The following is a 22619-nucleotide window of genomic DNA, read 5'->3' on the forward strand; positions in this document are numbered from 1 at the left end:
CATGAAGTTCGTCCTTGCCGCCGCCCTCGCCCTCTTCGCCACCCAGGCCGCCGCCCAGGACACTCACGTCTGGTCGGTGGAGACGCCCAAGGACGCGGACGCGGCCCTGCGCTACGCCATCCCCGACACCGACGCCCAGCCGATCGCCTTTGTCTGCGTGCGCAAGTCCGGGCAGGTGAAGGTGTTCGGGCAACTGGCCCGCCAGATCGGGGTGACCCAGGAGGCTGGCGGGACCTGGCTCGACAAGGCCGGCGTGCGCGGACCCTGGCCGATGAGCGTCGCCCTGTCCTCGGAGGCGGCGACCAGCACCCTGCGAGGCCAGGCCCATGCCGATGAAACCACCGGCGGCACGCTGGCGATCGCCGAGTTCTCGACCGCGGCGCCGGTGGCCGCCGCGTTCCGCAAGACCGGGCTGATCACCTTGAAGGCCGCTGGCGAAACGGTTCAGCCGCCGCCCGCGCCCAAGTCGATGGTTCGGAAGTTCCTCAGCGCCTGCAAGTAGGAGGTCGGGCCAAGCGCCGACCCTGACCCCGTTCGTCATCGGCGGGCTTGTCCCGGCGATCCATACGCACGAGCCGCCCAGACAACCCACGACAGCGAAGTTTATGGATGGCCGGCACGTAGGCCGGCCATGACGATCTTGGAAGGGTGACGCGCGCTCTTAAGCGCGGCGGCCCGCCATCGAGTGGTTGTCGACGCCGAGGGCCGACAGCGCGCCGGCCGCGATGCCTTCGGCGTCGAGACCTGCGTCGGCGTACATGATCTCGGGCTTGTCGTGATCCTGGAAGATGTCGGGCAGGTTCAGCGTGCGGACCTTCAGCCCGCGATCCAGCGCGCCGTGCTGGGCCAGGGCCTGGAGCACGAAAGCCCCGAAGCCGCCCATGGCGCCCTCTTCCACCGTGATCAGCGCCTCATGCTCGCGGGCCAGCCGCAGCAGCATGTCGATGTCGAGCGGCTTGGCGAAGCGGGCGTCGGCGACGGTGGCCGACAGGCCGCGCGCGGCCAGCAGATCCGCGGCCTTCAGGCATTCGGCCAGGCGGGTGCCGAACGACAGGATGGCGACGGCGCTACCTTCGCGAACGATGCGGCCCTTGCCGATCTCCAGCGGCTCAGCGATCTCCGGGATCGCCACGCCCACGCCCTCGCCGCGCGGATAGCGGAAGGCCGAGGGGCGGTCGTCGATGGCCACGGCGGTGGCGACCATGCGGGCGAGGTCAGCCTCGTCGGCGGCGGCCATCAGCACCATGCCGGGCAGAGCGCCCATGAAGCCGATGTCGAAGGAGCCTGCGTGCGTCGCGCCGTCCGCGCCCACCAGACCGGCGCGGTCCATGGCGAAGCGCACCGGCAGGCCCTGGATCGCCACATCGTGGACGACCTGATCGTAGCCGCGTTGCAGGAAGGTCGAATAGATCGCGCAGAACGGCTTCATGCCGTCGGCGGCGAGGCCGGCGGCGAAGGTCACCGCGTGCTGCTCGGCGATGCCGACGTCGAAGGTGCGTTCCGGGAATCGCTGGGCGAACAGGTCCAGTCCGGTGCCCGAGGGCATGGCGGCGGTCACGGCGATGATCCTGTCGTCGCGCTCGGCCTGCTTGATCAGTTCCTGGGCGAAGACCTTGGTGTACTGCGGGGCGGCCGGCTGGCTCTTGGCCTGTTGGCCGGTGACGATGTCGAACTTGGCCACGGCGTGCAGCTTGTCGGCGGCGCTCTCGGCCGGCGCGTAGCCCTTGCCCTTTTGCGTCACCACGTGGACCAGGACCGGCTTGTCCTTGATTTCACGGACGTTCTTCAGGATCGGCACCAGGGCGTCGAGGTCATGACCGTCGATCGGGCCGACATAGTAGAAGCCCAGCTCCTCGAACAGCGTGCCGCCGGTCACCATGCCGCGGGCGTATTCCTCGGCCTTGCGAGCGGCTTCTTGCAGCGGCTTGGGCAGGACCTTGGCCACCGACTTGCCGAGATTGCGCAGCGACTGATAGCCGCCGCCGGAGACGACGCGGGCCAGATAGGCGCTCATCCCGCCGACCGGCGGGGCGATGGACATGTCGTTGTCGTTGAGGATGACGGTAAGCTGGCCCGTGGTCTCGCAGGCGTTGTTCATCGCCTCATAGGCCATGCCGGCGCTCATCGAGCCGTCGCCGATCACCGCGACCACGCTGTTGTGCTTGCCGTGCGCGTCGCGGGCGGCGGCGAAGCCGAGCGCCGCGGAGATCGAGGTCGCCGCGTGGGCCGCGCCGAACGGGTCGTATTCGCTCTCACTGCGCTTGGTGAAGCCCGACAGGCCCCCGCCCTGGCGCAGGGTGCGGATGCGGTCGCGGCGTCCGGTGAGAATCTTGTGCGGGTAGGCCTGGTGGCCGACGTCCCAGATCAGGATGTCGTCCGGCGTCTCATAGACATGGTGCAGCGCCACGGTCAGTTCGACCACGCCCAGGCCCGCGCCGAAGTGGCCGCCGGTCTGCGAAACGGCGTCGATCATCTCGGCGCGCACTTCGTCAGCGAGCTGTCGAAGTTCGGCTGAATTGAACCCGCGCATGTCCCGGGGATACGAGACCTTGTCGAGCAGAGGCGTGACTGGCGGCATGTCTAAATGAAGGGTCTGCTTTGAGTTTAGTTTCGGCGATCTAACACGAAATCCACACTCGCCCGCAGGAATTCGGCCCGCGGACCGAACGGATCGAGGTGTGCTTTCGTCTGTTCCGCCAGGAGATTCAGGCGTTCGCGCGCGGCCTGCGCGCCCAGCAAGGTCACATAGTTGGCCTTGCCCTTGTCGGCGTCCTTGCCGGCCTTTTTGCCGAGTACGGCGCTGTCGCCCTCGGCGTCCAGCAGGTCATCGACGATCTGGTAGGCCAGGCCGATGTCCTGGGCGAAGGCCATCAGCGCATGGCGCTCGGCGTCGCCGGCGTGGGCCATGATCAGCGGCAGTTCGAAGGCGACGGCGATCAGCGCGCCGGTCTTCAGCCGCTGCATGCGGGCCACCGCGCCCAGGTCGTCGCGCACGCCCAGCATGTCGATCATCTGGCCGCCGCACATGCCCCGCGCGCCGGACGCCAGGGCCAGGCGCAACACCATCTCGGCGCGGACATTGCCGTCCTTATGGGTGTCGGGATGGGCGAGAATCTCGAAGGCGACGGTCTGCAGGGCGTCGCCGACCAGCACCGCCGTGGCCTCGTCATAGGCCTTATGCACCGTCGGCCGGCCCCGGCGCATGTCGTCGTCGTCCATGCACGGCAGGTCGTCATGGACCAGGCTGTAGGCCTGGATGCACTCCAGCGCGCAGGCCGCGCGCAACACCGCGCGGTCGTCCAGGTCGAACATCTTGCCGGTCTCGATGGCGAAGAACGGTCGCAGCCGCTTGCCAGGGCCGAGCGCCGCATAGCGCATGGCCTCAGTCAGGCGAGCCTCGGGCCCCTCGGCGCGATGCAGCAGCTGATCGAGCGCCACCGTCACCAGATCGGCGGACTCCGCGACACGCTGGGCGAGCGCCATCTCAGTTGAACTCGGCCGGCTCGACGCCCGCCTGGCCGCCCGCGCCCACCACGATCTTCTCGACCCGCAGGCGCGCGGCCTCGAGGCGCTTCTCGCAGTGAGCCTTCAGCAGGGCCCCGCGCTCATAGAGTTCGATGGATTGCTCCAGCGGCGCTTGGCCGGACTCCAGCTGGCCGACAATGCGTTCCAGCTCGGCGAGAGCCTGCTCGAACGAAAGCGCATCAATGTCGGCGGCGTCGGCCATTTCTGAAGTTCCTTGAGAAGCGGGCACGTTAGAGACGAGGGACCTTGGTCGCAACGCCGGAGAGGTGTCAGGAGCGCTCGAAGCGCCGCGTCGACCAGTACTTCCAGCCTTGGTTGGCCGTCAGCCGCCAGCCGCGCTTTCGCAGGGATCGACCGACCATGAAGTTGAAGAAGCCGTGCGCCAGCACCACCACGTCCTGGCCCTGCTCGGCTAGGTCCACGATCAGGTCGGCGGCCTGGTCGGCGCGGGCCTCGGCCTGGGCGCGGGTTTCCTGACCGGCGTGGTGGTTGAAGAACCACCACCAGAACCGGGCCGTGAAGCCCCAGACCTTCGGCGACATCTTCAGGAAGCCCGGGAAGCCCGGCGCCGGCAACGGCGCCTCGACGAACATCGGGTCGCGGGCGAATTCACGTCCGCCCACCAGCGCCTGAGTGCTTTCGACCGACCGCCTGCGCACCGACGAGATGATGACGTCAGCCTTGGCGGCCAGTTCCAGCAGCTCGCGCGGCGGGGTCTGGCCGGGCCGAATCCCCAGCTGCTCGTAGCGGCCCCAATAGTCTTCGTAGCCGCGCGCGTTCAGCATCACGTTGCGCGCGATGTCGGGCTCGCCATGGCGAGCCAGGACAATCGAGCCCGGACGCGTAGCGGCGGTTTTTGGAAGGTCGGCGGTCAAAGCGTCGGCCATATCATTCGAAGGCCCGGATTCGAGCAACCCGGACTCGCCCTTCACCCCTGCGAGAGAGCCTGAACGTGCGCGAGTGCAGAACGGCCTAGAGCCTCAAGGTCGTACCCGCCCTCGAGCGAGGAAACAACCCGGCCGCTGCTATGAGCCTGCGCCACGCTGACGATCGCCCGCGTCGCCCAGGCGAAATCCTCGGCCTCCAGGCTCTGACTCGAATCGCCGATCGGGTCGCGGGCATGGGCGTCGAAGCCGGCCGAGACGATGATCAGATCGGGCGCGAAGGCGTCGACATGGGACATCAGCCCCTCGAATTCCTTGCGCCACAATTCCCGCGGCGCGCCCGGCGGTACAACGGCGTTCCGGATATTGGCGGGTACGACTTCGGACGGATGGCCGGTGCCCGGCCACATCGGCCACTGCTGGACCGAGGCGAAGAACAGGTCCTCGCGCCCGGCGAACACCGCCTGGGTTCCGTTACCGTGATGGACGTCGAAATCGACCACGGCGACCCGCTTGAGCCCAGCTTCCTGAGCGGCGCGGGCGGCGATGGCGACGTTGGAAAAAATGCAAAAGCCCATCGGCAGGGCCGGCTCGGCGTGGTGGCCCGGAGGCCGCACGGCGCAGAAGGCGCGATTCGCCCGGCCCGCGGCCACGTCCCTCACCGCCTGCACCACCGCCCCGGCGGCGCGGCGCGCGGCGGTCAGACTGCCGGGCGACATGTAGGTGTCGTCGTCCAGCCGCAGCCTGCCGGTCACGGGCGCGGTCTCGAAGATCGCGTCGACATAATTTCCACGGTGCGCCAGTTCGAGATCGGCGCGCGCCACCAGCGGCGCCTCGCGCGGGTCGAGCAGCAGGCCGCTGTCGGCCAGAGCGTCCAGCACCGCGCTCAGCCGCGCGGGCCGCTCGTGATGCCCCTCGCCTGGGCGGTGGTCCAGCATGTCGCGATGGGTGTAGAGGGCGGTGTCCATGGAATCTCACCCTAACCCGTCGAGCGTCTCAAACAGAATGCAGGAACCCGTGATCCGCCGCGCCGAAGCCTCCGACGCGCAGACCGTCGCCGAGCTCGGCGCCCGCACCTTCGTCGAGACCTTTGGATACCTCTATCCGCCGCAGGACCTCGCAGACTTCCTGGCTCAGGCCTATGGGCTGGAGAGCGCCAAGGCCGACCTCGCCGATCCCGCCAAGGCGACATGGCTGGTGGAAGCCGGCGGCCAGGCGGTCGGCTACGCCCTCGCCGGTCCCTGCGGCCTGCCCCATGACGAGGTCACGCCGGCCTGCGGCGAACTCAAACGGCTCTATCTGCTGAAGGACTGGCAGAACGGCGGCACGGGCCGCCGCTTGTTCACCGAGGTAATGGAGTGGCTGGAACGCGACGGCCCCCGCGACCTCTGGATCGGGGTGTGGTCCGAGAACTTCGGCGCCCAGCGGTTCTATGCTCGGCAGGGCTTTTCCAAGGTCGGCGAATACGGCTTCCGAGTCGGCTCGACCACCGACCACGAGTTCATCCTGCGACGTGTTGCGCAAAGAATTTCCACCGATGCGTGAATTTTAGGCGCTGTCTTTCCAGTTTCCCTGAATCTCTAATGGAAATTAGAGAAATATTGCGACGAATTAACAAGCGGGACTTTGACGCTGGCGCTGTGTTTTGTCAGGTTCCGTGACAATCATCGCAGTAGCTACTGGCGACGGGTGGGATGCTGAAAATCGGATATGTCCGCCTGCGCGACGAGCGTTCGGCGGAAGACACTGCGACCTTGAAGTCGATCGGATGTCATGTGGTCCGGGCTGAAGAGCCCGTCTGCCCGATGTCCGACGACTCCGCGGTCCTGAACTCGATTTTGGACTTCATCAGCGATGGCGACCAATTGGTCGTCACGCGCCTGGTCCACCTTGGCTCGTCGTCCCGAGACCTCCTGGACTTCCTGGACCGGCTCGAAGCCCGGGGCGCGAGCCTGTTCATCGCGCAGGCCGAGCTCTCCACCCTGGGAGAAGGCGGCCGGGCGCTGCGCGCGGCGCTGGAAGCCGTGGCCTCCGTCGAACCCCCGTGGGTCTCGCGTCGCCGCAAGGGCGCGCCGACTGAGGACATCCGCGCCCTGCAGGCCGCCGGCGTCGGCCCGGTCGAGATCGCCCGGCGCCTGGGCGTGTCGCGCATGACCGTCTGGCGCAAGCTCAAGACCCAGCCGGCCTAGGCTCGCATCCCGTCAACGATCGCGTGCGCCGCAGCGAGCGTTTGATCGACCAGCTGTTGAACTTGCCGCCGCGAGATCTTCTGCCGCAGCGATCCGGCGCGAAACAGCACCGCGCCGATCATGTTGTCGACGAACGCTGAAACCTCCGCCGCCGGCAGGGCGCCGGCGAAGGCTGCGTCGAGCGCGACGACATAAGGCCGCCTCTCCCGCTGATAGAGCGCATCAAGCGCGGCGGAAAGTTCCGGATCACGGCGGCGGGCCTGAGCCAGTTCGGGGGTCGCGATCCCGGCGGGGCCGTCGAGGTGGCGCACGAGGCCCCAGAGATTCTCAATCAGCACCGTACGCGGCGCGACCCTGGCCGAGAGCTGCGGGTCGGTGTCGCGATTGGCGTTGTCCAGCATCCAGATGACGAGTTCGCGCTTATTGGCGAAGCGACGATAGAGGGCCGGACGGCTGCACCCCGCGCGTTCGGCCAGCTCTTCGAATGACATTCCCGCATAGCCGCGCTCGGCCAGAAGTTCCCAACCGGCCGCCAGAATCGCGGGCTCCATCGAGTCATCGCGAGGCCGGCCACGGCCACGCTTGGCCGAAGCGGACGGCGGCGGCTCAGCTTGCGGATTGTCGCGGTCTCGGAATGTCACCGTCGCAAAACCATCATCCATTATCGTTACACGGCCCGAACGTAATTTGAGTTGGCAAGGGGCGTCAATGATGTCGGATCTATCTATTGAGCGCACACGGGCGATGTCGCGTGTTCGCGGTTGGCGATTGGCGAACCGCGCCGCGTATTTCGCCTCGCTCGCCTCGGTGCTGTTGATCGCCGCTCCGGCCTTGGCCGAAGAGGCTGAACCGGCCGGCACGCTGGAGGAGGTGATCGTCACCGCCCAGAAGCGCGCCGAGGCCTTGGAAGACGTGCCGATCGCCATCTCGGCCTTTAGCGGCCAGAGCATGGAGCGCATGCGCCTGAGGTCGATCGAGGACGTGGCCAGTCTGGCGCCCAGCACCAACTACAAGAACCAGAGCCCGGCGGCGCCCAGCATCAGCATCCGGGGCATCACTTCCGACGAGTCGGGTGCGGGCTCGGAATCGGCGGTCTCCACCTATCTCGACGGGGTCGATATCAGCCGCCGGGAAGGCGCGCAGATGGCGATCTACGACATGGATCGCATTGAAATCGTGCGCGGCCCCCAGGGCACTCTGTTTGGCACCGCGTCGCAGATCGGCGGCCTGTCGCTGATCACCCGCAAGCCGCAGATGGAGTTTGCCGGCTACCTCAACGGCGCGGTCGGAAACCTGGACTATCGCCGGATCGAGGGGGCTGTGAACGTGCCGATCTCCGACGTCGCGGCGTTCCGGATCGCCGGCTTCCACGAAGAGCGCACCGGCTACATCAAGAACAGAGCCGCGACCGGCGGCGACGCCGACGACTACATGGGCCAGGACACCACCGCCGCGCGCGGCTCGTTCAAGTACGAACCCACCGACCAGCTCAGCGTCACCCTGGTCGGCTACTTCCAGGACGACAATCCGACCGGCACGCAGTTCACCAGCCTGACCATTCCGACGCCGAGCGGCGGCCATGCCGACTACTTCAAGGAGACCTATCAGGCTCCCCGAAAGCCCTCGAAGTTCTCGCGAAACGTCTACGGCGGCACGCTGCTGATCGAGGCCGAACTGAACGACAAGGTGAGCTTCAGCTCGATCACCGGCTACCGGGAATATGACTACCAGCAATATTTCGACTTGGACGGCGGTTTCGTCGCGTTCGTCGACAGCGACATCAACAACAAGACCTCGAGCCTCTACCAGGAAGCGCGGGTCAATTTCACGGCAGGCGAGCGCCTGCAGGGCTTCGCCGGCCTCAGCTATATCCGCGAGACGGTGGATGAGACCATCGGCCTGACCTTCAGCGAACCGATCTTCGGCATCCTCTCAAGCGGCGTTTTCGTGCTGCCCAACGGCCAGCCCAACCAACTCGTGCTCCCGCCGTCGATGGGGATTACGCTCGATCCCAATCGCCGGGAGTATCGCGAGCAAGGCGGCCGCAAGACCGACATCTCGGCCTTCGTCGACGTGACCTATGATTTCACCGACCGTCTCAAGGCGAATGGCGGCGTTCGCTTCGTGCGCAACGAACGACGGTTCATCTCCAATCAGCCGGCGGTGGGACAGGCCGGACTGATCAAGCTCGGCGTGTACTCCAGCGTCTCCACAGCGGTGGCGGCCAAGTTCAAGGCCCTTGATCCGACCTTCAGCGCCACCAATCCGAGCCATGCGCTCTTCAGCGCCTATTACGGCGCCTTGCAAGCCGCGCTTCCGGGGGCCTACGCGGCGGCGCCCAAGAACCTGATGTTCGCGGCGACCAACGGAGCCATGTCCGGAAGCGACAGCTTCGACGGCGTCCTGCCGCGGTTCTCGGTGCAATACGAACTGAGCAACGGTCTGCACGCCTATGTCGGCGTCGCCAAAGGCCAGCGCTCCGGCTTCCTCGAGGCCGACCGCAAGGGGGGCGTCTCATCGGTCGATCCCGAGCAACTCTGGAACTACGAAGTCGGACTGAAGGGCGCCTACGCCCACTTCCGCTTCGACACGGCCCTCTTCCACTACACCTGGAAAGACTTCCAGACCGTCGAACTCATCGACCCCAGCAACCCGACCCTCGGCCAGCGGTCGGTCAACGCCGGTTCGGCCAGCGCGACTGGGTTCGAGTTCGCAGGCGCCTATCTCATCACCGACGGTGTCGATCTGTTCGCCAACTTCTCCTATCTCGACGGCGGGTTCGACGACTTCAAGTCGTCGGAGGGCGACTTCTCGGGCAACCGCTTCCGCATTTCGCCGGAGTACCAGGCCGCCATCGGCCTGAACGCGGAACGGCCGATCAGCGGAAACCTCTCGGCGTTCTTCTCCGGACGCGTGCGCTACCAGTCGAAGGTCTATTTCGACAACGAGAACGTCGCGCCGAAGATGGACGACGGCCACATCTTCGTCAGCGGCAACTTGGGGATCCGCGATCAGGCGGCGGGCTGGAGCGCGCGGCTGTTCGCCGACAACCTGCTCGACGAGAAGTACCTGCTCGACGCCGGCAACTCGGGCGAGAACTTCGGAACGCCCACCATGATCGCCGGCGCGCCGCGCACCTTCGGAATCGAATTCGGCCTCGAGTTCTAGCCCTTACATCCTGCAACCAGAGAGATTCCAATGATCGGCAAAACCCGCCGCTTCGTGCTGGCGCTCGCCGCCACCGCGGCGCTGACCGCGCCCGCCGTGGCTTGGTCCAGGGACGAGAGCTTCACGCTCGCGGTGATCCCCGACACCCAGAACTATGTGGACTACAGCCACCAGACGGCCGAGGGCTTTCCCTTCGACGCGCGCGACCTGTTCTTCCAACAGATGCGCTACATCGAAGGCCGCCTGAAGGCCAACGGCGGCGATATCGCCTTCGTCACCTCGCTGGGCGACACCTGGCAGCACCAGACCAAGAAGTTCGACGAGGCCCACGCCAAGTTCGGGGTCAGCGCCGGGGCTAACCCGATCCTCGACACCCACTTCGCACCCACCGACAAGACCAGAACCGTCGAGATGCCGACGGCCAAGCAGGGCTTCGACATCATCGCCGGCAAGACACCGTTCTCGGTCGTCCCGGGCAATCACGACTACGACGCGATGTGGACGGACTCGCGCCACCTGCCGATCAAGGACTTCATGAACCCGGGCGATCACCCCCGTCCCTACGGCATGCTGCACCCCGGCGGGCTGGATAACTGGCGCGAGGTGTTCGGGGCCGATACGGCCTTCTTCAAGGACAAGCCCTGGTACGTCGCCTCGTACAATGGCGGCGCCGACAGCGCCCAAATCTTCACGGCCGGGGGCTACAAATTCCTGCACATCGGCCTGGAAATGGCGCCGAGCGACGACGTGCTGGCCTGGGTCGCCAAGGTCATCAATGACCACCGCGGCCTGCCGACCATCATCAGCATCCACGACCATCTGAACACCAACGGCGAACGCGCGCCCAATCCGATGGTCGACATGGCCATGGTGCACGCTGAGCACAACAACCCTGAAGCTGTCTGGAAGAAGCTTCTCAGCCGCCACGATCAAATCTTCCTGGTGCTCAACGGCCACCAGCATGGCCAAGCCTATCGCGCCGACCCCGGCGCCGGCGGGTTCGCGGTCCACCAATTGCTGGCCGACTATCAAGACCGCGGCCAGACGGCGATCGCCGCTGGCGTGAAGACCGCCTACCCGGTGGGGATCGGCGACGGCTGGATGCGTTTCATGACCTTCGACATGAGCGGCGCGACCCCTGCGATCCGGGTGCGGACCTACTCGACCTATTACAAGGCCTTCTCCGGCGACGTGCCCCAATACGCCGCCTGGTATCGCGGCGGCGAGCAGCCCAAGCTGACCGACAGCGAGTTCCTCGCCCGGGATGACTTCTCCATAGAAATCAAGGACTTTCGCCAGCGGTTTGGAAAACCCGCACGTCACTAGGAACCGTCGGGGTGAAAAATCCAGCCGCCCCGGTTGAAACTGAAACGTTATAATATTACATCGCTCGAGCCGCGACGATGACGGCCAGCCGAGCGAGGGATTTTTGAAGACCGCTTCCACGTCCCTGCTCGACGCCTCCGCCATCAGCCTGTCCGGCCTCTGCATGGCTCACTGCCTGGTCCTCCCCCTGGTCGCCGCGTTCTCCCCCCTCCTGGCGGCCTGGGCGGAGGCCGAGTGGGTCCACGTCCTGGTCATCGTCATGGCTGCGCCGCTCTCGGCCCTGGCCCTTTGGCGGCGAGGCCAGGCGCCGGCGGTGATCCTGCTGGCGCTCAGCGGTCTCACCCTGATGGGCCTCGGGCTATGGCCGCTTCACGCCTGGGAGACTCCGCTGACCGTCGGCGGCAGCCTGCTGTTGGCCGGGGCCCATATCGTCAACTGGAAGCGCCAGCACGCGCACTAGATCGCCTGCCGGCCATAGTCCGTACAAGGCGCGCTGGACAACGAGGGTCGGCGGCTTCATCTTCGGAAGTCAAACGTCTGTTCGTCCCCCTATTTGGGAAGCCTGCCCATGTTCATGCGCTTTTTCACCGAGCTGCGCGAAGCCAAGGTCCCGGTGTCGCTGAAAGAGTACCTCATGCTGATGGAGGCGCTCGACAAGGTGGTGATCGATCGGAAGGTCGAGGACTTCTACTACCTCTCGCGCTCGGCGCTGGTGAAGGACGAGAAGAACCTCGACAAGTTCGACCAGGTGTTCAGCCACGTCTTCAAGGGCCTGGACAAGGTCGAGGGCGTCGGCACGGCCGACATCCCGGAAGAATGGCTGCGGAAGATCTCCGAGAAGTTCCTGACCGAGGAAGAAAAGGCGCAGATTGAGGCCATGGGCGGCTTCGACAAGCTGATGGAAGCGCTGGCCGAGCGCATGAAGGAACAGAAGGAACGCCACGAGGGCGGCGACAAGATGATCGGCACTGGCGGCACCTCGCCGTTCGGCGCCAACGGCTATCATCCCGAGGGCGTGCGCATCGGCCAGGACAAGGGTCGCCATGGCAAGGCGATCAAGGTCTGGGACAAGCGCGAGTACAAGAACCTCGACGACTCGGTCGAGCTCGGCACCCGCAACATCAAGGTCGCCCTGCGCCGGCTGCGCAAATGGGTCCGCGACGGCGCCGCCGAAGAACTCGACATGAACGGCACCATCAAGGGCACCGCCGAGAAGGGTTATCTGGATATCCAGCTGCGCCCGGAACGTCGCAACAAGATCAGCGTCCTGATCTTCTTCGACATCGGCGGCTCGATGGACAGCCACATCAAGGTCTGTGAGGAGCTGTTCTCGGCCGCGCGGACCGAGTTCAAGAACATGGAATTCTACTACTTCCACAACTGCCTCTATGAGAGCGTGTGGAAGGACAATCGGCGCCGTCACGCCGAGAAGCTGAACACCTGGGACATCCTCCACAAATATTCCAGCGATTACAAAGTGATCTTCGTCGGCGACGCCACGATGAGCCCCTACGAAATCACCTATCCGGGCGGCTCGGTGGAGCACTGGAACGAAGAGGCCGGCGCGATCTGGATGGACCGCGTGGCCCAGATCTACGAGCACACGGTCTGGCTGAACCCCACCGCCGAGCGGCATTGGGACTACACCCCGTCGATCGAAGTCATGAAGCAACTCGTCGGCGATCGGATGTTCCCGCTCACCATCGAGGGCCTCGACAAGGCGATGCGGGAGTTGGCGCGCTAGCGCGCCGCATCGCGGTTTAGGTCACACCTGCTAAGCTGGTGTGACACCTGAGAGATTCGCCCAGTGGACACCGTCCCAGTCAACGATACCGGAGAGGCCAACGAGGCCGCCACCAAGGCCGCGGTCTTCTGCGCGGCCGAGCGCCTGTTCGCGCTGCACGGCTTCCAGAACGTCTCGGTCCGCGACATCACCGCCGCCGCCGGCGTGAACCTCGCCTCGGTGAACTACCACTTTGGGTCGAAGGACGCCCTGCTGTTCGAGATCTTCCGCCGGCGCACGGCGGAGCTGAACCGCGAACGCGCCCGGATGCTGCACGAGGCCAACGACCGCAACGCCGGCAAGCCGCCGGTGCGCGACATCCTCGAGGCGCTGTTCGCCCCGCCGCTGAAATGGGCCACGCCCGACAATGATCGGCGGATCTCGGTCCAGTTCATCATCCGCTCGCGCAGCGAGGGCACCGCCGAGATGCGCGAGGCCCTGACCAGCGACGTCAGCCACCTGGCGCGGTTCTCCGACGCCCTGATCAGCGCCTGCCCCGACCTGCCGCGCGAAACCATCTATTGGCGGCTGCACTTCTGCCTGGGCATGGTCCACAACAACCGCTTCGCCGAGTTCGACCGCCTGCACGTGCTGTCGGACGGCGCCACCCGCGAGGGCGACGTCGACGGCCTGCTGAAGCGGATGCTCGACTTCGCCGAAGCCGGGTTCCTGGCCTAGCTCCCTCTCAGTTCGTCATGACCGACCTCTTGTGTCGGCCATCCATAGACACTGCACGCGGGGACACCTCCGGGATGGGTCCGCGTGTATGGATCACCGGGACAAGCCCAGTGATGACGATCGAGGTGGGTGGCCGGGAAGAACTTCCTCCCGGCTCCTGGACGCCTAGGCCGCGCCCATGAAGTTGCGCTTGCCGACCTCGACGCCGTTGTGGCGCAGGATCGCGTAGGCCGTGGTGATGTGGAAATAGAAGTTCGGCGCGGCCTGCTCCAGCAGATAGGCCTGCCCCTTGACGATGGTGGTCTCGCCACGGCGGACCAGGGCGATGTCGCGATCTTCCGAACCGTCGACCTGCGCCGCGTCAAGCGTGCGGATGAAGGCGATAGTCTTCTCGACCCGGGCCTTCAGCTCTTCGAAGCTCGCCTCGGTGTCCTCGTAGGTGGGGAACTCCACGTCGGCCAGCCGCGCTATGGCGCCCTTGGCGAAGTCGGTGGCGATCTGCACCTGGCGGGTGAACGGGAACATGTCGGGATAGAGCCGGGCCTGCAGCAGGGCGGCGGGGTCGATCTTGCGCTCAGCGGCGTGGGCCGCGGCCTTGTCGATCACGACACCCAGACCCGTCAGGCCTTGAATGAAGACAGGGGCCGAGGCCTGGTACATGGAAAGGGTCATGGGTGCTCCAACGGGTCCAAACGACTCGCGGGCAGGTTCTACAGGCTTCGCGCCGACGCTGCTCGATCAACCTATCTCGACGAACGACGGCGACCGGCCTTAGCCTCGCCAAATGGATCTCATCGACCCGTTCGCCATCGCCACGCCCCGCTTCGCCACCCGCCTCAAGAGCGGGGAGCCGCACCAGGTGTTCTCCGGCTTCCTCTACCATGTCGAAGGCGACCGCTACATCGTGCTGACCGCCCTGCACTGCCTGCTGCGGCCCAACACCTTCTATTTCAAGAACCGCGGGACCGAGCCGACCTGGTCGGAAACCTACGGCCACGATCTCGACTGCGAGGCCCTGGGCTTCAGCGTGCCGCTCTATGACGGAACCACCCCGCTGTTCCGCTGGCATCAGGACACCCACAACGCCTCCATCGACGTGGCCGGGGTGCCGGTACGGCTGCCCTCGCGTCCGCCCGCGATCAACATGCCCGGGACCTGGGGCGACTACGACGTGGTGACGCAAGGCCTGCCGCTGACCGCGGGGTCGGCGGGCCTGATCTACGGCTTCCCCGGCGGCGCGGCGATCCTGCGCAGCGCGCCCATCGCGCGGGGATTTACGCTGGCCACCGACTATCGGCTCAATCCGTTCGCCTTCCATGTCGACGGCATCGGCGGCGCCGGCTGCTCCGGCGGACCGGTCGCCCTGCGCGCCGAACGCGGCGACCGCACCCTGCTGCAGTGGATCGGCATCTATGTCGCCACCCACGAGGCCGAGCGGCTGGGCCGCTGCATTCCGCTGCCCCAGGTCATGGAGCTGGTGGAGACAATGACGGCCGAGCTGGACCTGTGGGCCTGATCGCGTGACCTACGCACCAACCTTGCCAAGGCGCGACCCTGTCGACATGCACGCCCACGCGGGCCTCTGCGCGATCGCCGCGGCGCCGGTGGGCAGCTCGATGGGAACGTTCTCGGCGGCCGGCCGGACATTCGAGGCGGTCTTTGGCCCGGCGGAGTTGCTCGCGACCCTGCGTCAGCCGGACGCCGACGATCTTCGCGCTCAACAGGCCAGCTTCGATCATCGGTGTATTGTGATCGCCCGATGCCTCCACGACCAACGGCCCTACGCCGCCTGGGAATTCTACACGACCGGCGGCGGGCCGCCGATGCGCTCCAAGGCGCTCGATGTGGACTGCAATCACAAGCAGCGGGGGATCGGGAAAGCCTTCCGCGCCGCCGTTCTTCAGCACCTGGCCATCGGGCCGAGCGGCGCCTACACGGCCGAGGGCGCGGCGTTCATGAACGCCGTCGCCCCCGTCTAGATCTCAGAGTTTCCCGGCCACCTCGGCGAGTTGGTCGGTGCAGAGGCCCCAGCCTTCCATGAAGCCCATCTTCTCGTGGGTCTCGCGATCCTCGATCGTCCAGTGTTGGGCGCGAGCGACGTACTTGGTGGCGCCGCCGCCCAGGTCCTCGAAGGTGAGGACGACGGTCATGAACGGCTTGGCCGACGGGGCCCAGGCCTCGGTGAAGGCGTCGGTGAAGACCAGCTTCTCGTTCGGGACGACCTCCAAATAGACCCCGGCGTTCGGGTAATCGTTCCCGTCGGGATCGCGCATGGTGATGCGGTTGCTCCCGCCCGCACGCACGTCCAGCTCGGCGAACGGCGTGGTGAACGGCTTGGGCGCGAACCACTGCTTCAGGACATCGGCCTCGGTCCAGGCGCGGAACAGCTTCTCGCGCGGCACGTCGATGATACGGGTCAGCACCAGGTCGCGGTCGTCGGCGGGGAGCGTTTGCGGCGTCGTCATGGCGATCTCCTATCGCAGGGGGTTCATGGCAAGGACGAAGCGGGCCGACGCGATCCTACAGGCGGGGCCAAGTTTTTCGCATCCATCCCAAGGCTGGCCAAGCGTACGGAAAAAGGTTGCGCCCCGGCCGAGGTTGGCGTCCGCTGGGCTGGAGAGTTGAACCGTCTGGAGGCCAGGGCCGCATGACGACGACGTTCGAGATCAACGGCCGCAAGGTCACGCTCAAAGCTCCAGACGACTCGCCCCTGCTCTGGGCCATCCGCGACGAGGTCGGGTTGACCGGCACCAAGTTCGGCTGCGGCATCGGCATGTGCGGCGCCTGCACCGTGCACCTGAACGGCGAGGCGGTGCGTTCCTGTGTGACGCCGCTGAGCACCGTCGCCGGGGCCAAGATCACCACCATCGAGGGCCTGGATCCCAAGGGCGCGCATCCCCTGCAGACCGCCTGGATCGAGGCCCAGGCCCCGCAGTGCGGCTACTGCCAGTCGGGCCAGATCATGCAGGCCGCGGCGCTGCTGAAGGCCACGCCCCACCCCACCGACGCCGAAATCAACGACACCATGAACGGCAATCTGTGCCGCTGCATGGCCTATGTCCGCATCAAGAAGGCGATCAAGCTCGCCGCCGCCGGCCCGCAAGGGAGCAAGGCATGAACGCCATCCCGATTACGCCCCCGCCCGCGCTGGAGACCTCGCGACGCGGCTTCCTGATCACCGTGGCCGCCGCCGGCGCCATGATGGGCCTCGCCGCCCCGACCGGCGCAGCCGCCGCCGAGGGCTATGAGCCGACCATCTGGTATCGCATCGGCCGCGACGGCACGGTGACCGTCAACGTCATCCGCGCCGAGATGGGTCAACACGTCGGCACCGCCATCGCCCGCATCGTCGCCGACGAGCTTGAGGCCGACTGGTCGAAGGTGAAGATCGACCACGTCGATTCCGCCGCCAAGTGGGGGCTGATGGTCACCGGCGGCAGTTGGTCGGTCTGGCAGAGCTATCCCTTGATGAGCCAGGCCGGCGCGGCCGGCCGCATCACCCTGATCGAGGAAGGCGCCAAGCTGCTGGGCGTCGATCCCAAGGCCTGCACCGCGCGCAGCAGCATGGTCAGCGGTGGCGGCAAGTCGATCTCCTACGGCGACATCGTCACCCGTGGGAATATGAGCCGAACCTTCACGGCCGAGGAGATCGGCAAGCTGCCGATCAAGCCCGCGACGGAGCGACGGCTGATCGGCAAGGCCTCGCACCAGCTGGACATCCCCGCCAAGGTCAACGGCACGGCGCGCTATGGCCTCGACGCCAAGGTTCCGGGGATGGTCTACGCGCGGCCGAAGATTCCGCCGACCCGCAACGGGTCGAAGGTGGTCTCCATCGACGACTCCGCCGCCAAGGCGGTGCCCGGCTACATCAGCAGCCTGGCCCTGGACGATCCGTCAGACACCGTGCCCGGCTGGGTCATGGTGTTCGCCGACAGCTTCGTGGCCGCGAGCAGCGCCTGCGATCTGGTGAAAGTGAACTGGAGCGCGGGCGATACCGCCAAGACCTCCGAGGCCGACCTTCAGAAACGCTCGGCGGAACTCATCGCCGACCCGAAGGCCGGCGCGCTGGTGGTCGAGGATCCCGGCGTCGACGCCGCCTTCGCCGCCGCCAAATCGAAGCTGGAACGCACCTACACCACCGCCAGCGCCCTTCACTTCCAGATGGAGCCGGTCAACGCCCTGGCCTTCGAGAAGGACGGGGTGATGGAGATCCACACCGGCAACCAGTGGCAATCGCTGGTGCTGCCCTGGCTGGCCAAGGCGCTGGGCCGGCCCGAGGACAAGATCGTCCTGAAGTCCTACATGCTGGGCGGCGGCTTCGGCCGGCGGCTGAACGGCGACTATGCGGTGCCTGCCGCGCTGGCCGCCAAGGCTGTCGGCAAGCCGGTGAAGATGGTCTGCACCCGGGCCGACGACGCTTTGTTCGACTCGTTCCGCTCGCCGTCGGTCCAGGTCGTGAAGATGGCGTTTGGCGAGGGCGGCAAGGTCACCGCCATGGACCACGCCGCCGCGGCCGGCTGGCCGACCCAGGTGATGGCTCCGTTCTTCATGCCCAAGGGCGCGAACGACGTCGCCTACGACCCCTTCGCCATCAGCGGCGCCAACCATTGGTACAGCGTCGGCGCCCAGCGGGTGCGCGCGGTGCCCAACGACCTCGCCAACCGGGCGTTCCGGCCGGGCTGGCTACGCTCGGTCGGGCCTGGCTGGACCAACTGGGCGGTCGAAAGCTTCATGGACGAGGCGGCCCAGGCGGCCGGCAAGGATCCGCTGGCCTTCCGCCTGGCCCTGCTGGACGCCGCCGGCCGCAACGCCGGCTCCGCGCCCAACGCCGTCGGCGGCGCCAAGCGGCAGGCCGCGGTGCTCGCCCGGCTGGCCAAGAAGGTCGGCTGGGGCGGGGTCCTGCCCAAAAACACCGGCCTGGGCCTGGCCACCACATTTGGCCAGGAGCGCGACATGCCGACCTGGATCGCCTGCGCGGCCAGGGTCAATGTCGATCCAGCCACCGGCGCAGTGAAAGTCGAGAAGCTGACCCTGGTGGTCGACGCCGGCACCATCGTCTCGCCGGACGGCGCCCTGGCCCAGATGGAAGGCGCGGCGCTGTGGGGCATGAGCCTGGCGCTGTTCGAAGGCACGCAGTTCTCGGGCGGCCAGGTGCAGGACACCAACCTAGACTCCTACACCCCGCTGCGGATGGCCGACGTGCCGGACATCGAGGTCGAGTTTGTGGAGAGCACGGAGGCTCCGGTCGGCCTGGGCGAACCGGCGACCACCGTCGTCGGCCCCGCTATCGGCAACGCGATCTTCCACGCCAGCGGCGCGCGGGTTCGGCATCTGCCGATCCGCTCTGACGCGGTGCTCGCGGCGCTCAAGACCAAGGCTTGAGCGCTCCGCCTGTGGCGGCGAGGAGACAGGTTCGCGTAGCGGCGCGGCGTACTCAAGCCTTTGCGCGCCAAGCCCTTCCCCCGCTTCCCAAGACTCTGCTACGACGGTCGGTATTAGATTTAAGCCGTTATAATTAGGGAGTCGCCCGCGCGACCCATTGCGATCCGCGCGCGGACGGAACGCTGTTGGAATCAAAATTTGAAGAAGAGGGCGTGGCTGAGGCCGCGCCTGGCGCCGTTATCGCGACCGAACCCAGCCTGGCGGAAAAAGAAGCCGCCTACGAAAAGTTCGTCTGGGACAATCTGAAGCGCAATTATGTCGGCCACTATCTGCACGGCATGCTGGGCATGACCGGCTTCCGGCTGATCAACGCCCCGACCTTCCTGCCCGCCTATCTGCATATGTTGTCAGGTTCGAACACTGTCGTCGGCCTGGGCCTGGCGCTGCAGCAACTGGGCGGGGTGCTCAGCCCCATCGTCGGCGCCAACCAGATCGAGCACCGCACCAAGGTGATGCCCGCCGCCCTGTGGATGGGCGGCCTGGCCCGGATGCAGATCATCGGCATGGCCCTGGCCGGCTGGTTCCTGTCGGGCCAGAGCCGGGTGGTCGCCATCATCGGCTTCATGTTCCTGTTCGGCCTGTTCATGGGCACCCAGCGGGTGGTGTTCTCCATGCTGCTGGCCAAGGTGATCCCGATCAGCCGGCGCGGGCGGTTACAGGCCTGGCGCAACGCCACCGGCGGCCTGATCGCGGCGGGCCTGGCCTATCTCGCCGGGCGCTACTTCATCGACGCGAACCTGTTCGGCAACGGCTACTCGACCACCTTCATCTTCGCCTTCGCCCTGACCAGTCTTGGCCTGACGGCGCTGCGCCTGCTGATGATCGAGCCGGAACCGCCGACCGTGCGGCCCCGCTCGCGGCTGATCGACCGGTTCAAGGACTTCCCGGCCCTGCTGGCCGAGAAGGGCTTCCTCTACTTCATGATCGTGCAGATGCTGGCGATCACCGCGCGCATGGCGGTGCCGTTCTACGTGCTGTTCGCCTCGTCGACGATCGAGCTGAACGGCAAGAACCTCGGCCTACTCTCGCTGGCGTTCCTCGGGGCCGACACCATCTCGAACCTGGTCTGGGGCTATCTTGGCGACAAGACCGGCTTCCGGTTGGTCATGCTGCTGTCGCTGCTGCTCTGGATCGGTTCGACCGTTCTGCTGATGGGGGCCCACGACTTCATGCCGATCTTCATGGCCTTCTTCGGCCTGGGGGCGGCGCAGTCGGGCTACATGATGAGCGCGGGCACCATGATCCTGGAGTTCGGCGAGCGCGACGAGATGCCGATGCGCATCGCCTTCTCGGCTACGGCCGAGGGGATCATGGGTTCCATCGGACCGCTGCTGGGGGGCGTGATCTCCTCGACCCTCGGCTACGGCCCGATGTTCTCGATCTCCATCGCGTTCCTGGTGGCGGCCCTGGTCGTGCTGATCGCGCTGGTCAAGGAACCCAGGACCGCCCGTCTCGCCTAGCCGGCGTCCTGCGGCCAGTCGAGAAGCGCGATCTTCACCGGCTGGCCGGCCAGGGCCGTATCCAGATGGACCAGGAAGCTGGCGATGCCGGCCGCGCCCTGCATGTAGCCGGTCTGGGCCTGCACGAACTCGGGACGGTCGCGATGCTCGGCCTGGATCCAGCGGCGCTGATCGCCGTCCAGGGTGCTGCCGGCCACGATCACCTTGGCGCAGCGGCGGGCCAGATCGAGATAGGCCTCCTCGCCGGTGCGGCGCGCCATCAGCAGCGCATACTCCCCGACCCCCGCATCGCCGCAGCATTGGCCGTGGTTGTTCCACAAGCCCTTGGAGCGCGTTTCCGGCGCGCCCAGGCTGAGCAGGCCGCGCGTCAGGGCCTTGGCTTCCTCCAGCCACTGGGCCTCGCCGGTGATGGCGTAGAGTTCCAGGAACAGCCGCCCGGTGCCCGCCGGGCCATGGCAGGCGCCCAGATAGAAGATCGGCTTGCGCGCCTCTTCGGTGTGGCAGACCAGCCGGCCGTCGCCGACCGAGGTGGCGCGGCTGAGCACGTAGCGCGCCGCCTCCTTGGCCGCGGTCAGATAGCGCTCGTCCTCGGTGGCCTTGTAGAGCTCGGCCATGAAGTAGCCGACGCCCGCGCCGCCATGGGCGAAGTTGGGGGCGGTGAACGCGAACGGCATGTCCGACATCAGCCGCCAGCGCGTGCCGTCCGGATCGGCCTCGCCGACCTCCAGCAGCCGCTCGCCGACCGCCACCGCCCAGCCCAGAGCCTCGGGGTGCAGATCGTTGCGATGGCCATAGAGCATGGCCAGGCCCGCGCCCGCCGCGCCGACCGACTGGTCGTAGATTTCGCGCTCGCCCTTGAAGCCGGTGATTTCCGAGAACGGCGCGGGCTCGATCCAGCCGATGCCGGCGCCCAGCGGCGTGGCCTGATCGCGCATCCGTTGCAGGCAGGTCCCGGCCAGGGCGCGGAAATCCTCGCGGCCGCTCACCCGGGCCAGCTCGCTCATGGCGAAGGCGTAGCCCGGCCAGGTGCTGACCGGCAGATCACCAACGCGAGCCAGGTGAGCGGCGACCTCTTCGCCGGCGGCGACCGCCTGGGCCAGCACCTCGGCCGATCCATGCGCCGCGTGAAGTTCCAGCAGCAGCAGAATGATGCCTGAAGACCCACGATAAAGGTCGTAGTTCGAGGCCGGCGCATCATCGGCGCAACGCCACTTGGCCCGGCCGTCCAGCCGCTGGGCGTCGATGAAGTTCACCGCTTCCAGCGCGGCCTGCATGTAGTCGCCCATCCGGCGTCCTCCCACTCTTATCGTTGGCTTCGGTGTGGGCTTGAGGAACACTGTCTGTCAACGCACCCCACGGGTGGCCTGGTCGCAACGGCGTGCTAGATCGATGACTATGAAGCGCGAAGAAAAGCCCCAGGTCGTCGACCTGAACGAGCGCCGCAAGGCCATCCAGGCGCGCGAGGCCGCGGCCCGCGCCGCGCAGGCCAAGGCGGCGCGCGCCGCCAAGACCGGCGGGTCCGTGCTGGGCGGGCGCAAACATGCCGGCGCGATCCTGCTGATCCTGGCGCTGGTGCTGATGGCGATCTACGTCCTGCCGCGTTTTCTCTAAGCGCAGGTGTCACACCGGGGCCGGCTGCTCCGTCCTGTTGTCAAAGCCGCACGTCGGCGACGCCGCAACAAGGACCTCCCCCATGTCTGCCCGCCTGAACCCCTTCGCCGCCGCCCCTGAAATGATCGCGGCCATGACCGCGCTCGAGACTGCCGTGGTCTCCTCGGGCCTTGAGCACAGCCTGATCGAACTGGTGAAGACCCGCGCCTCGCAGATCAACGGCTGCGCCTTCTGCCTGCACATGCACACCCGCGACGCGCGCGCGTCGGGCGAGAGCGAAGAGCGCCTGCACCTGCTGGCCGCCTGGTGGGAATCCTCGCTGTTCACGCCGCGCGAGAAGGCGGCCCTGACCTGGACCGAGTCCCTGACCCTGATCGCCCAGACCCGCGCGCCGGACGCCGACTACGCCGTGATGCGCGAAGAGTTCGACGAGGCCGAAGCCGTGAAGCTGACCATGCTGATCGGCGCGATCAATGTCTGGAACCGCCTGGCCGTCGGCTTCCGCTCGCAGCACCCGCGCAAGTGGTCGGCTGAGAAGGCGGCTTAAGGGCCG

Annotated in this window: 24 protein-coding genes; 15 read left to right on the forward strand and 9 right to left on the reverse strand. The window is 66.8% G+C overall.

The features are described from left to right. Position 1 precedes the first annotated feature (1 nt). Positions 2-502: a hypothetical protein gene (locus ASE02_RS10055; RefSeq protein WP_056733738.1), complete on the forward strand. Its 501-nt coding sequence runs from the start codon at positions 2-4 to the stop codon at positions 500-502. Between the two features lie 159 nt (positions 503-661). Here the strand turns inward: ASE02_RS10055 and dxs are convergent, their stop codons facing one another. From dxs to ASE02_RS10080, 5 genes are all read right to left on the reverse strand, one after another. Further along, on the reverse strand, positions 662-2578 hold the full coding sequence (dxs, locus tag ASE02_RS10060; RefSeq protein WP_056733740.1) for a 1-deoxy-D-xylulose-5-phosphate synthase: 1917 nt from the start codon (positions 2576-2578) through the stop codon (positions 662-664). Positions 2579-2604: 26 nt separating this feature from the next. After that, entirely contained in the window at positions 2605-3483 is an 879-nt protein-coding gene (locus ASE02_RS10065) for a polyprenyl synthetase family protein (RefSeq protein WP_056733742.1), read from the reverse strand. A gap of 1 nt (position 3484) precedes the next feature. After that, positions 3485-3727: an exodeoxyribonuclease VII small subunit gene (locus ASE02_RS10070; protein ID WP_056733744.1), complete on the reverse strand. Its 243-nt coding sequence runs from the start codon at positions 3725-3727 to the stop codon at positions 3485-3487. A 67-nt stretch (positions 3728-3794) separates the two neighbouring features. Then, positions 3795-4412 carry a histidine phosphatase family protein gene (locus ASE02_RS10075; protein WP_156406002.1) on the reverse strand — a complete coding sequence of 206 codons (618 nt, stop codon included), beginning with the start codon at positions 4410-4412 and terminating at the stop codon, positions 3795-3797. Between the two features lie 41 nt (positions 4413-4453). Then, complete coding sequence (locus ASE02_RS10080; RefSeq protein ID WP_056733748.1) at positions 4454-5377, reverse strand: histone deacetylase family protein; 924 nt, start codon at positions 5375-5377, stop codon at positions 4454-4456. Positions 5378-5414: 37 nt separating this feature from the next. On the opposite strand from ASE02_RS10080, the gene ASE02_RS10085 reads away from it, so the two are divergent. Further along, a complete protein-coding gene (locus ASE02_RS10085; protein WP_156406003.1) occupies positions 5415-5954 on the forward strand; it encodes a GNAT family N-acetyltransferase in 540 nt (179 codons plus the stop codon). 149 nt (positions 5955-6103) lie between these two features. Continuing rightward, complete coding sequence (locus ASE02_RS10090) at positions 6104-6598, forward strand: recombinase family protein (RefSeq protein WP_056733752.1); 495 nt, start codon at positions 6104-6106, stop codon at positions 6596-6598. Here the strand turns inward: ASE02_RS10090 and ASE02_RS21975 are convergent. After that, positions 6595-7149, reverse strand: a complete 555-nt coding sequence (locus ASE02_RS21975; RefSeq protein ID WP_056733753.1) for a TetR/AcrR family transcriptional regulator — start codon at positions 7147-7149, stop codon at positions 6595-6597. The two genes, ASE02_RS10090 and ASE02_RS21975, sit on opposite strands and share 4 nt — an antisense overlap. A gap of 193 nt (positions 7150-7342) precedes the next feature. On the opposite strand from ASE02_RS21975, the gene ASE02_RS10100 reads away from it, so the two are divergent. The 5 genes from ASE02_RS10100 (at position 7343) to ASE02_RS10120 (ending at position 13553) form a co-directional block, all read left to right on the forward strand. After that, a complete protein-coding gene (locus ASE02_RS10100; protein WP_200957655.1) occupies positions 7343-9766 on the forward strand; it encodes a TonB-dependent receptor in 2424 nt (807 codons plus the stop codon). A gap of 30 nt (positions 9767-9796) precedes the next feature. Next, on the forward strand, positions 9797-11092 hold the full coding sequence (locus ASE02_RS10105) for a hypothetical protein (protein WP_056733756.1): 1296 nt from the start codon (positions 9797-9799) through the stop codon (positions 11090-11092). Positions 11093-11195: 103 nt separating this feature from the next. Next, on the forward strand, positions 11196-11552 hold the full coding sequence (locus ASE02_RS10110; protein WP_056733757.1) for a MerC domain-containing protein: 357 nt from the start codon (positions 11196-11198) through the stop codon (positions 11550-11552). A gap of 108 nt (positions 11553-11660) precedes the next feature. Then, the gene (locus tag ASE02_RS10115; protein ID WP_056733759.1) at positions 11661-12836 is read left to right on the forward strand and encodes a VWA domain-containing protein; all 1176 of its coding nucleotides are present in this window, start codon (positions 11661-11663) and stop codon (positions 12834-12836) included. Positions 12837-12890: 54 nt separating this feature from the next. After that, positions 12891-13553: a TetR/AcrR family transcriptional regulator gene (locus ASE02_RS10120; RefSeq protein WP_056733761.1), complete on the forward strand. Its 663-nt coding sequence runs from the start codon at positions 12891-12893 to the stop codon at positions 13551-13553. 165 nt (positions 13554-13718) lie between these two features. On the opposite strand, the gene ASE02_RS10125 is transcribed toward ASE02_RS10120, so the two are convergent. Beyond that, positions 13719-14225 (reverse strand): DUF1993 family protein, encoded by a 507-nt coding sequence (locus ASE02_RS10125; protein WP_056733763.1) that lies wholly within the window; start codon positions 14223-14225, stop codon positions 13719-13721. A 112-nt stretch (positions 14226-14337) separates the two neighbouring features. Between ASE02_RS10125 and ASE02_RS10130 the strand changes: the two genes are divergently transcribed. Together ASE02_RS10130 and ASE02_RS10135 are read left to right on the forward strand one after the other, a co-directional pair. Continuing rightward, positions 14338-15069, forward strand: coding sequence for a hypothetical protein (locus tag ASE02_RS10130; protein WP_056733765.1), 732 nt, complete (start codon positions 14338-14340; stop codon positions 15067-15069). A gap of 4 nt (positions 15070-15073) precedes the next feature. Next, positions 15074-15532, forward strand: coding sequence for a hypothetical protein (locus ASE02_RS10135; protein ID WP_156406005.1), 459 nt, complete (start codon positions 15074-15076; stop codon positions 15530-15532). 3 nt (positions 15533-15535) lie between these two features. On the opposite strand, the gene ASE02_RS10140 is transcribed toward ASE02_RS10135, so the two are convergent. Beyond that, positions 15536-16018 (reverse strand): SRPBCC family protein, encoded by a 483-nt coding sequence (locus tag ASE02_RS10140; RefSeq protein WP_056733769.1) that lies wholly within the window; start codon positions 16016-16018, stop codon positions 15536-15538. 182 nt (positions 16019-16200) lie between these two features. Here ASE02_RS10140 and ASE02_RS10145 point away from each other — a divergent pair, with 182 nt between their 5' ends. The 3 genes from ASE02_RS10145 (at position 16201) to ASE02_RS10155 (ending at position 20455) form a co-directional block, all read left to right on the forward strand. Continuing rightward, the gene (locus ASE02_RS10145; protein WP_056733771.1) at positions 16201-16671 is read left to right on the forward strand and encodes a (2Fe-2S)-binding protein; all 471 of its coding nucleotides are present in this window, start codon (positions 16201-16203) and stop codon (positions 16669-16671) included. After that, positions 16668-18935, forward strand: coding sequence for a xanthine dehydrogenase family protein molybdopterin-binding subunit (locus tag ASE02_RS10150; RefSeq protein WP_056733774.1), 2268 nt, complete (start codon positions 16668-16670; stop codon positions 18933-18935). Before ASE02_RS10145 ends, ASE02_RS10150 begins: the two co-directional genes overlap by 4 nt. 185 nt (positions 18936-19120) lie before the next feature. Next, the gene (locus ASE02_RS10155) at positions 19121-20455 is read left to right on the forward strand and encodes an MFS transporter (protein WP_235536663.1); all 1335 of its coding nucleotides are present in this window, start codon (positions 19121-19123) and stop codon (positions 20453-20455) included. Here ASE02_RS10155 and ASE02_RS10160 read toward each other — a convergent pair. Then, a complete protein-coding gene (locus tag ASE02_RS10160) occupies positions 20452-21741 on the reverse strand; it encodes a lanthionine synthetase LanC family protein (RefSeq protein WP_056733776.1) in 1290 nt (429 codons plus the stop codon). The genes ASE02_RS10155 and ASE02_RS10160 overlap by 4 nt on opposite strands. A 109-nt stretch (positions 21742-21850) precedes the next feature. Here ASE02_RS10160 and ASE02_RS10165 point away from each other — a divergent pair, with 109 nt between their 5' ends. Together ASE02_RS10165 and ASE02_RS10170 are read left to right on the forward strand one after the other, a co-directional pair. After that, on the forward strand, positions 21851-22066 hold the full coding sequence (locus ASE02_RS10165) for a hypothetical protein (RefSeq protein ID WP_056733777.1): 216 nt from the start codon (positions 21851-21853) through the stop codon (positions 22064-22066). A gap of 82 nt (positions 22067-22148) precedes the next feature. Then, positions 22149-22613 carry a carboxymuconolactone decarboxylase family protein gene (locus ASE02_RS10170; protein WP_056733779.1) on the forward strand — a complete coding sequence of 155 codons (465 nt, stop codon included), beginning with the start codon at positions 22149-22151 and terminating at the stop codon, positions 22611-22613. Positions 22614-22619: the final 6 nt, after the last annotated feature.

It is taken from the genome of Phenylobacterium sp. Root700, assembly GCF_001429025.1.
Classification (GTDB): domain Bacteria; phylum Pseudomonadota; class Alphaproteobacteria; order Caulobacterales; family Caulobacteraceae; genus Phenylobacterium.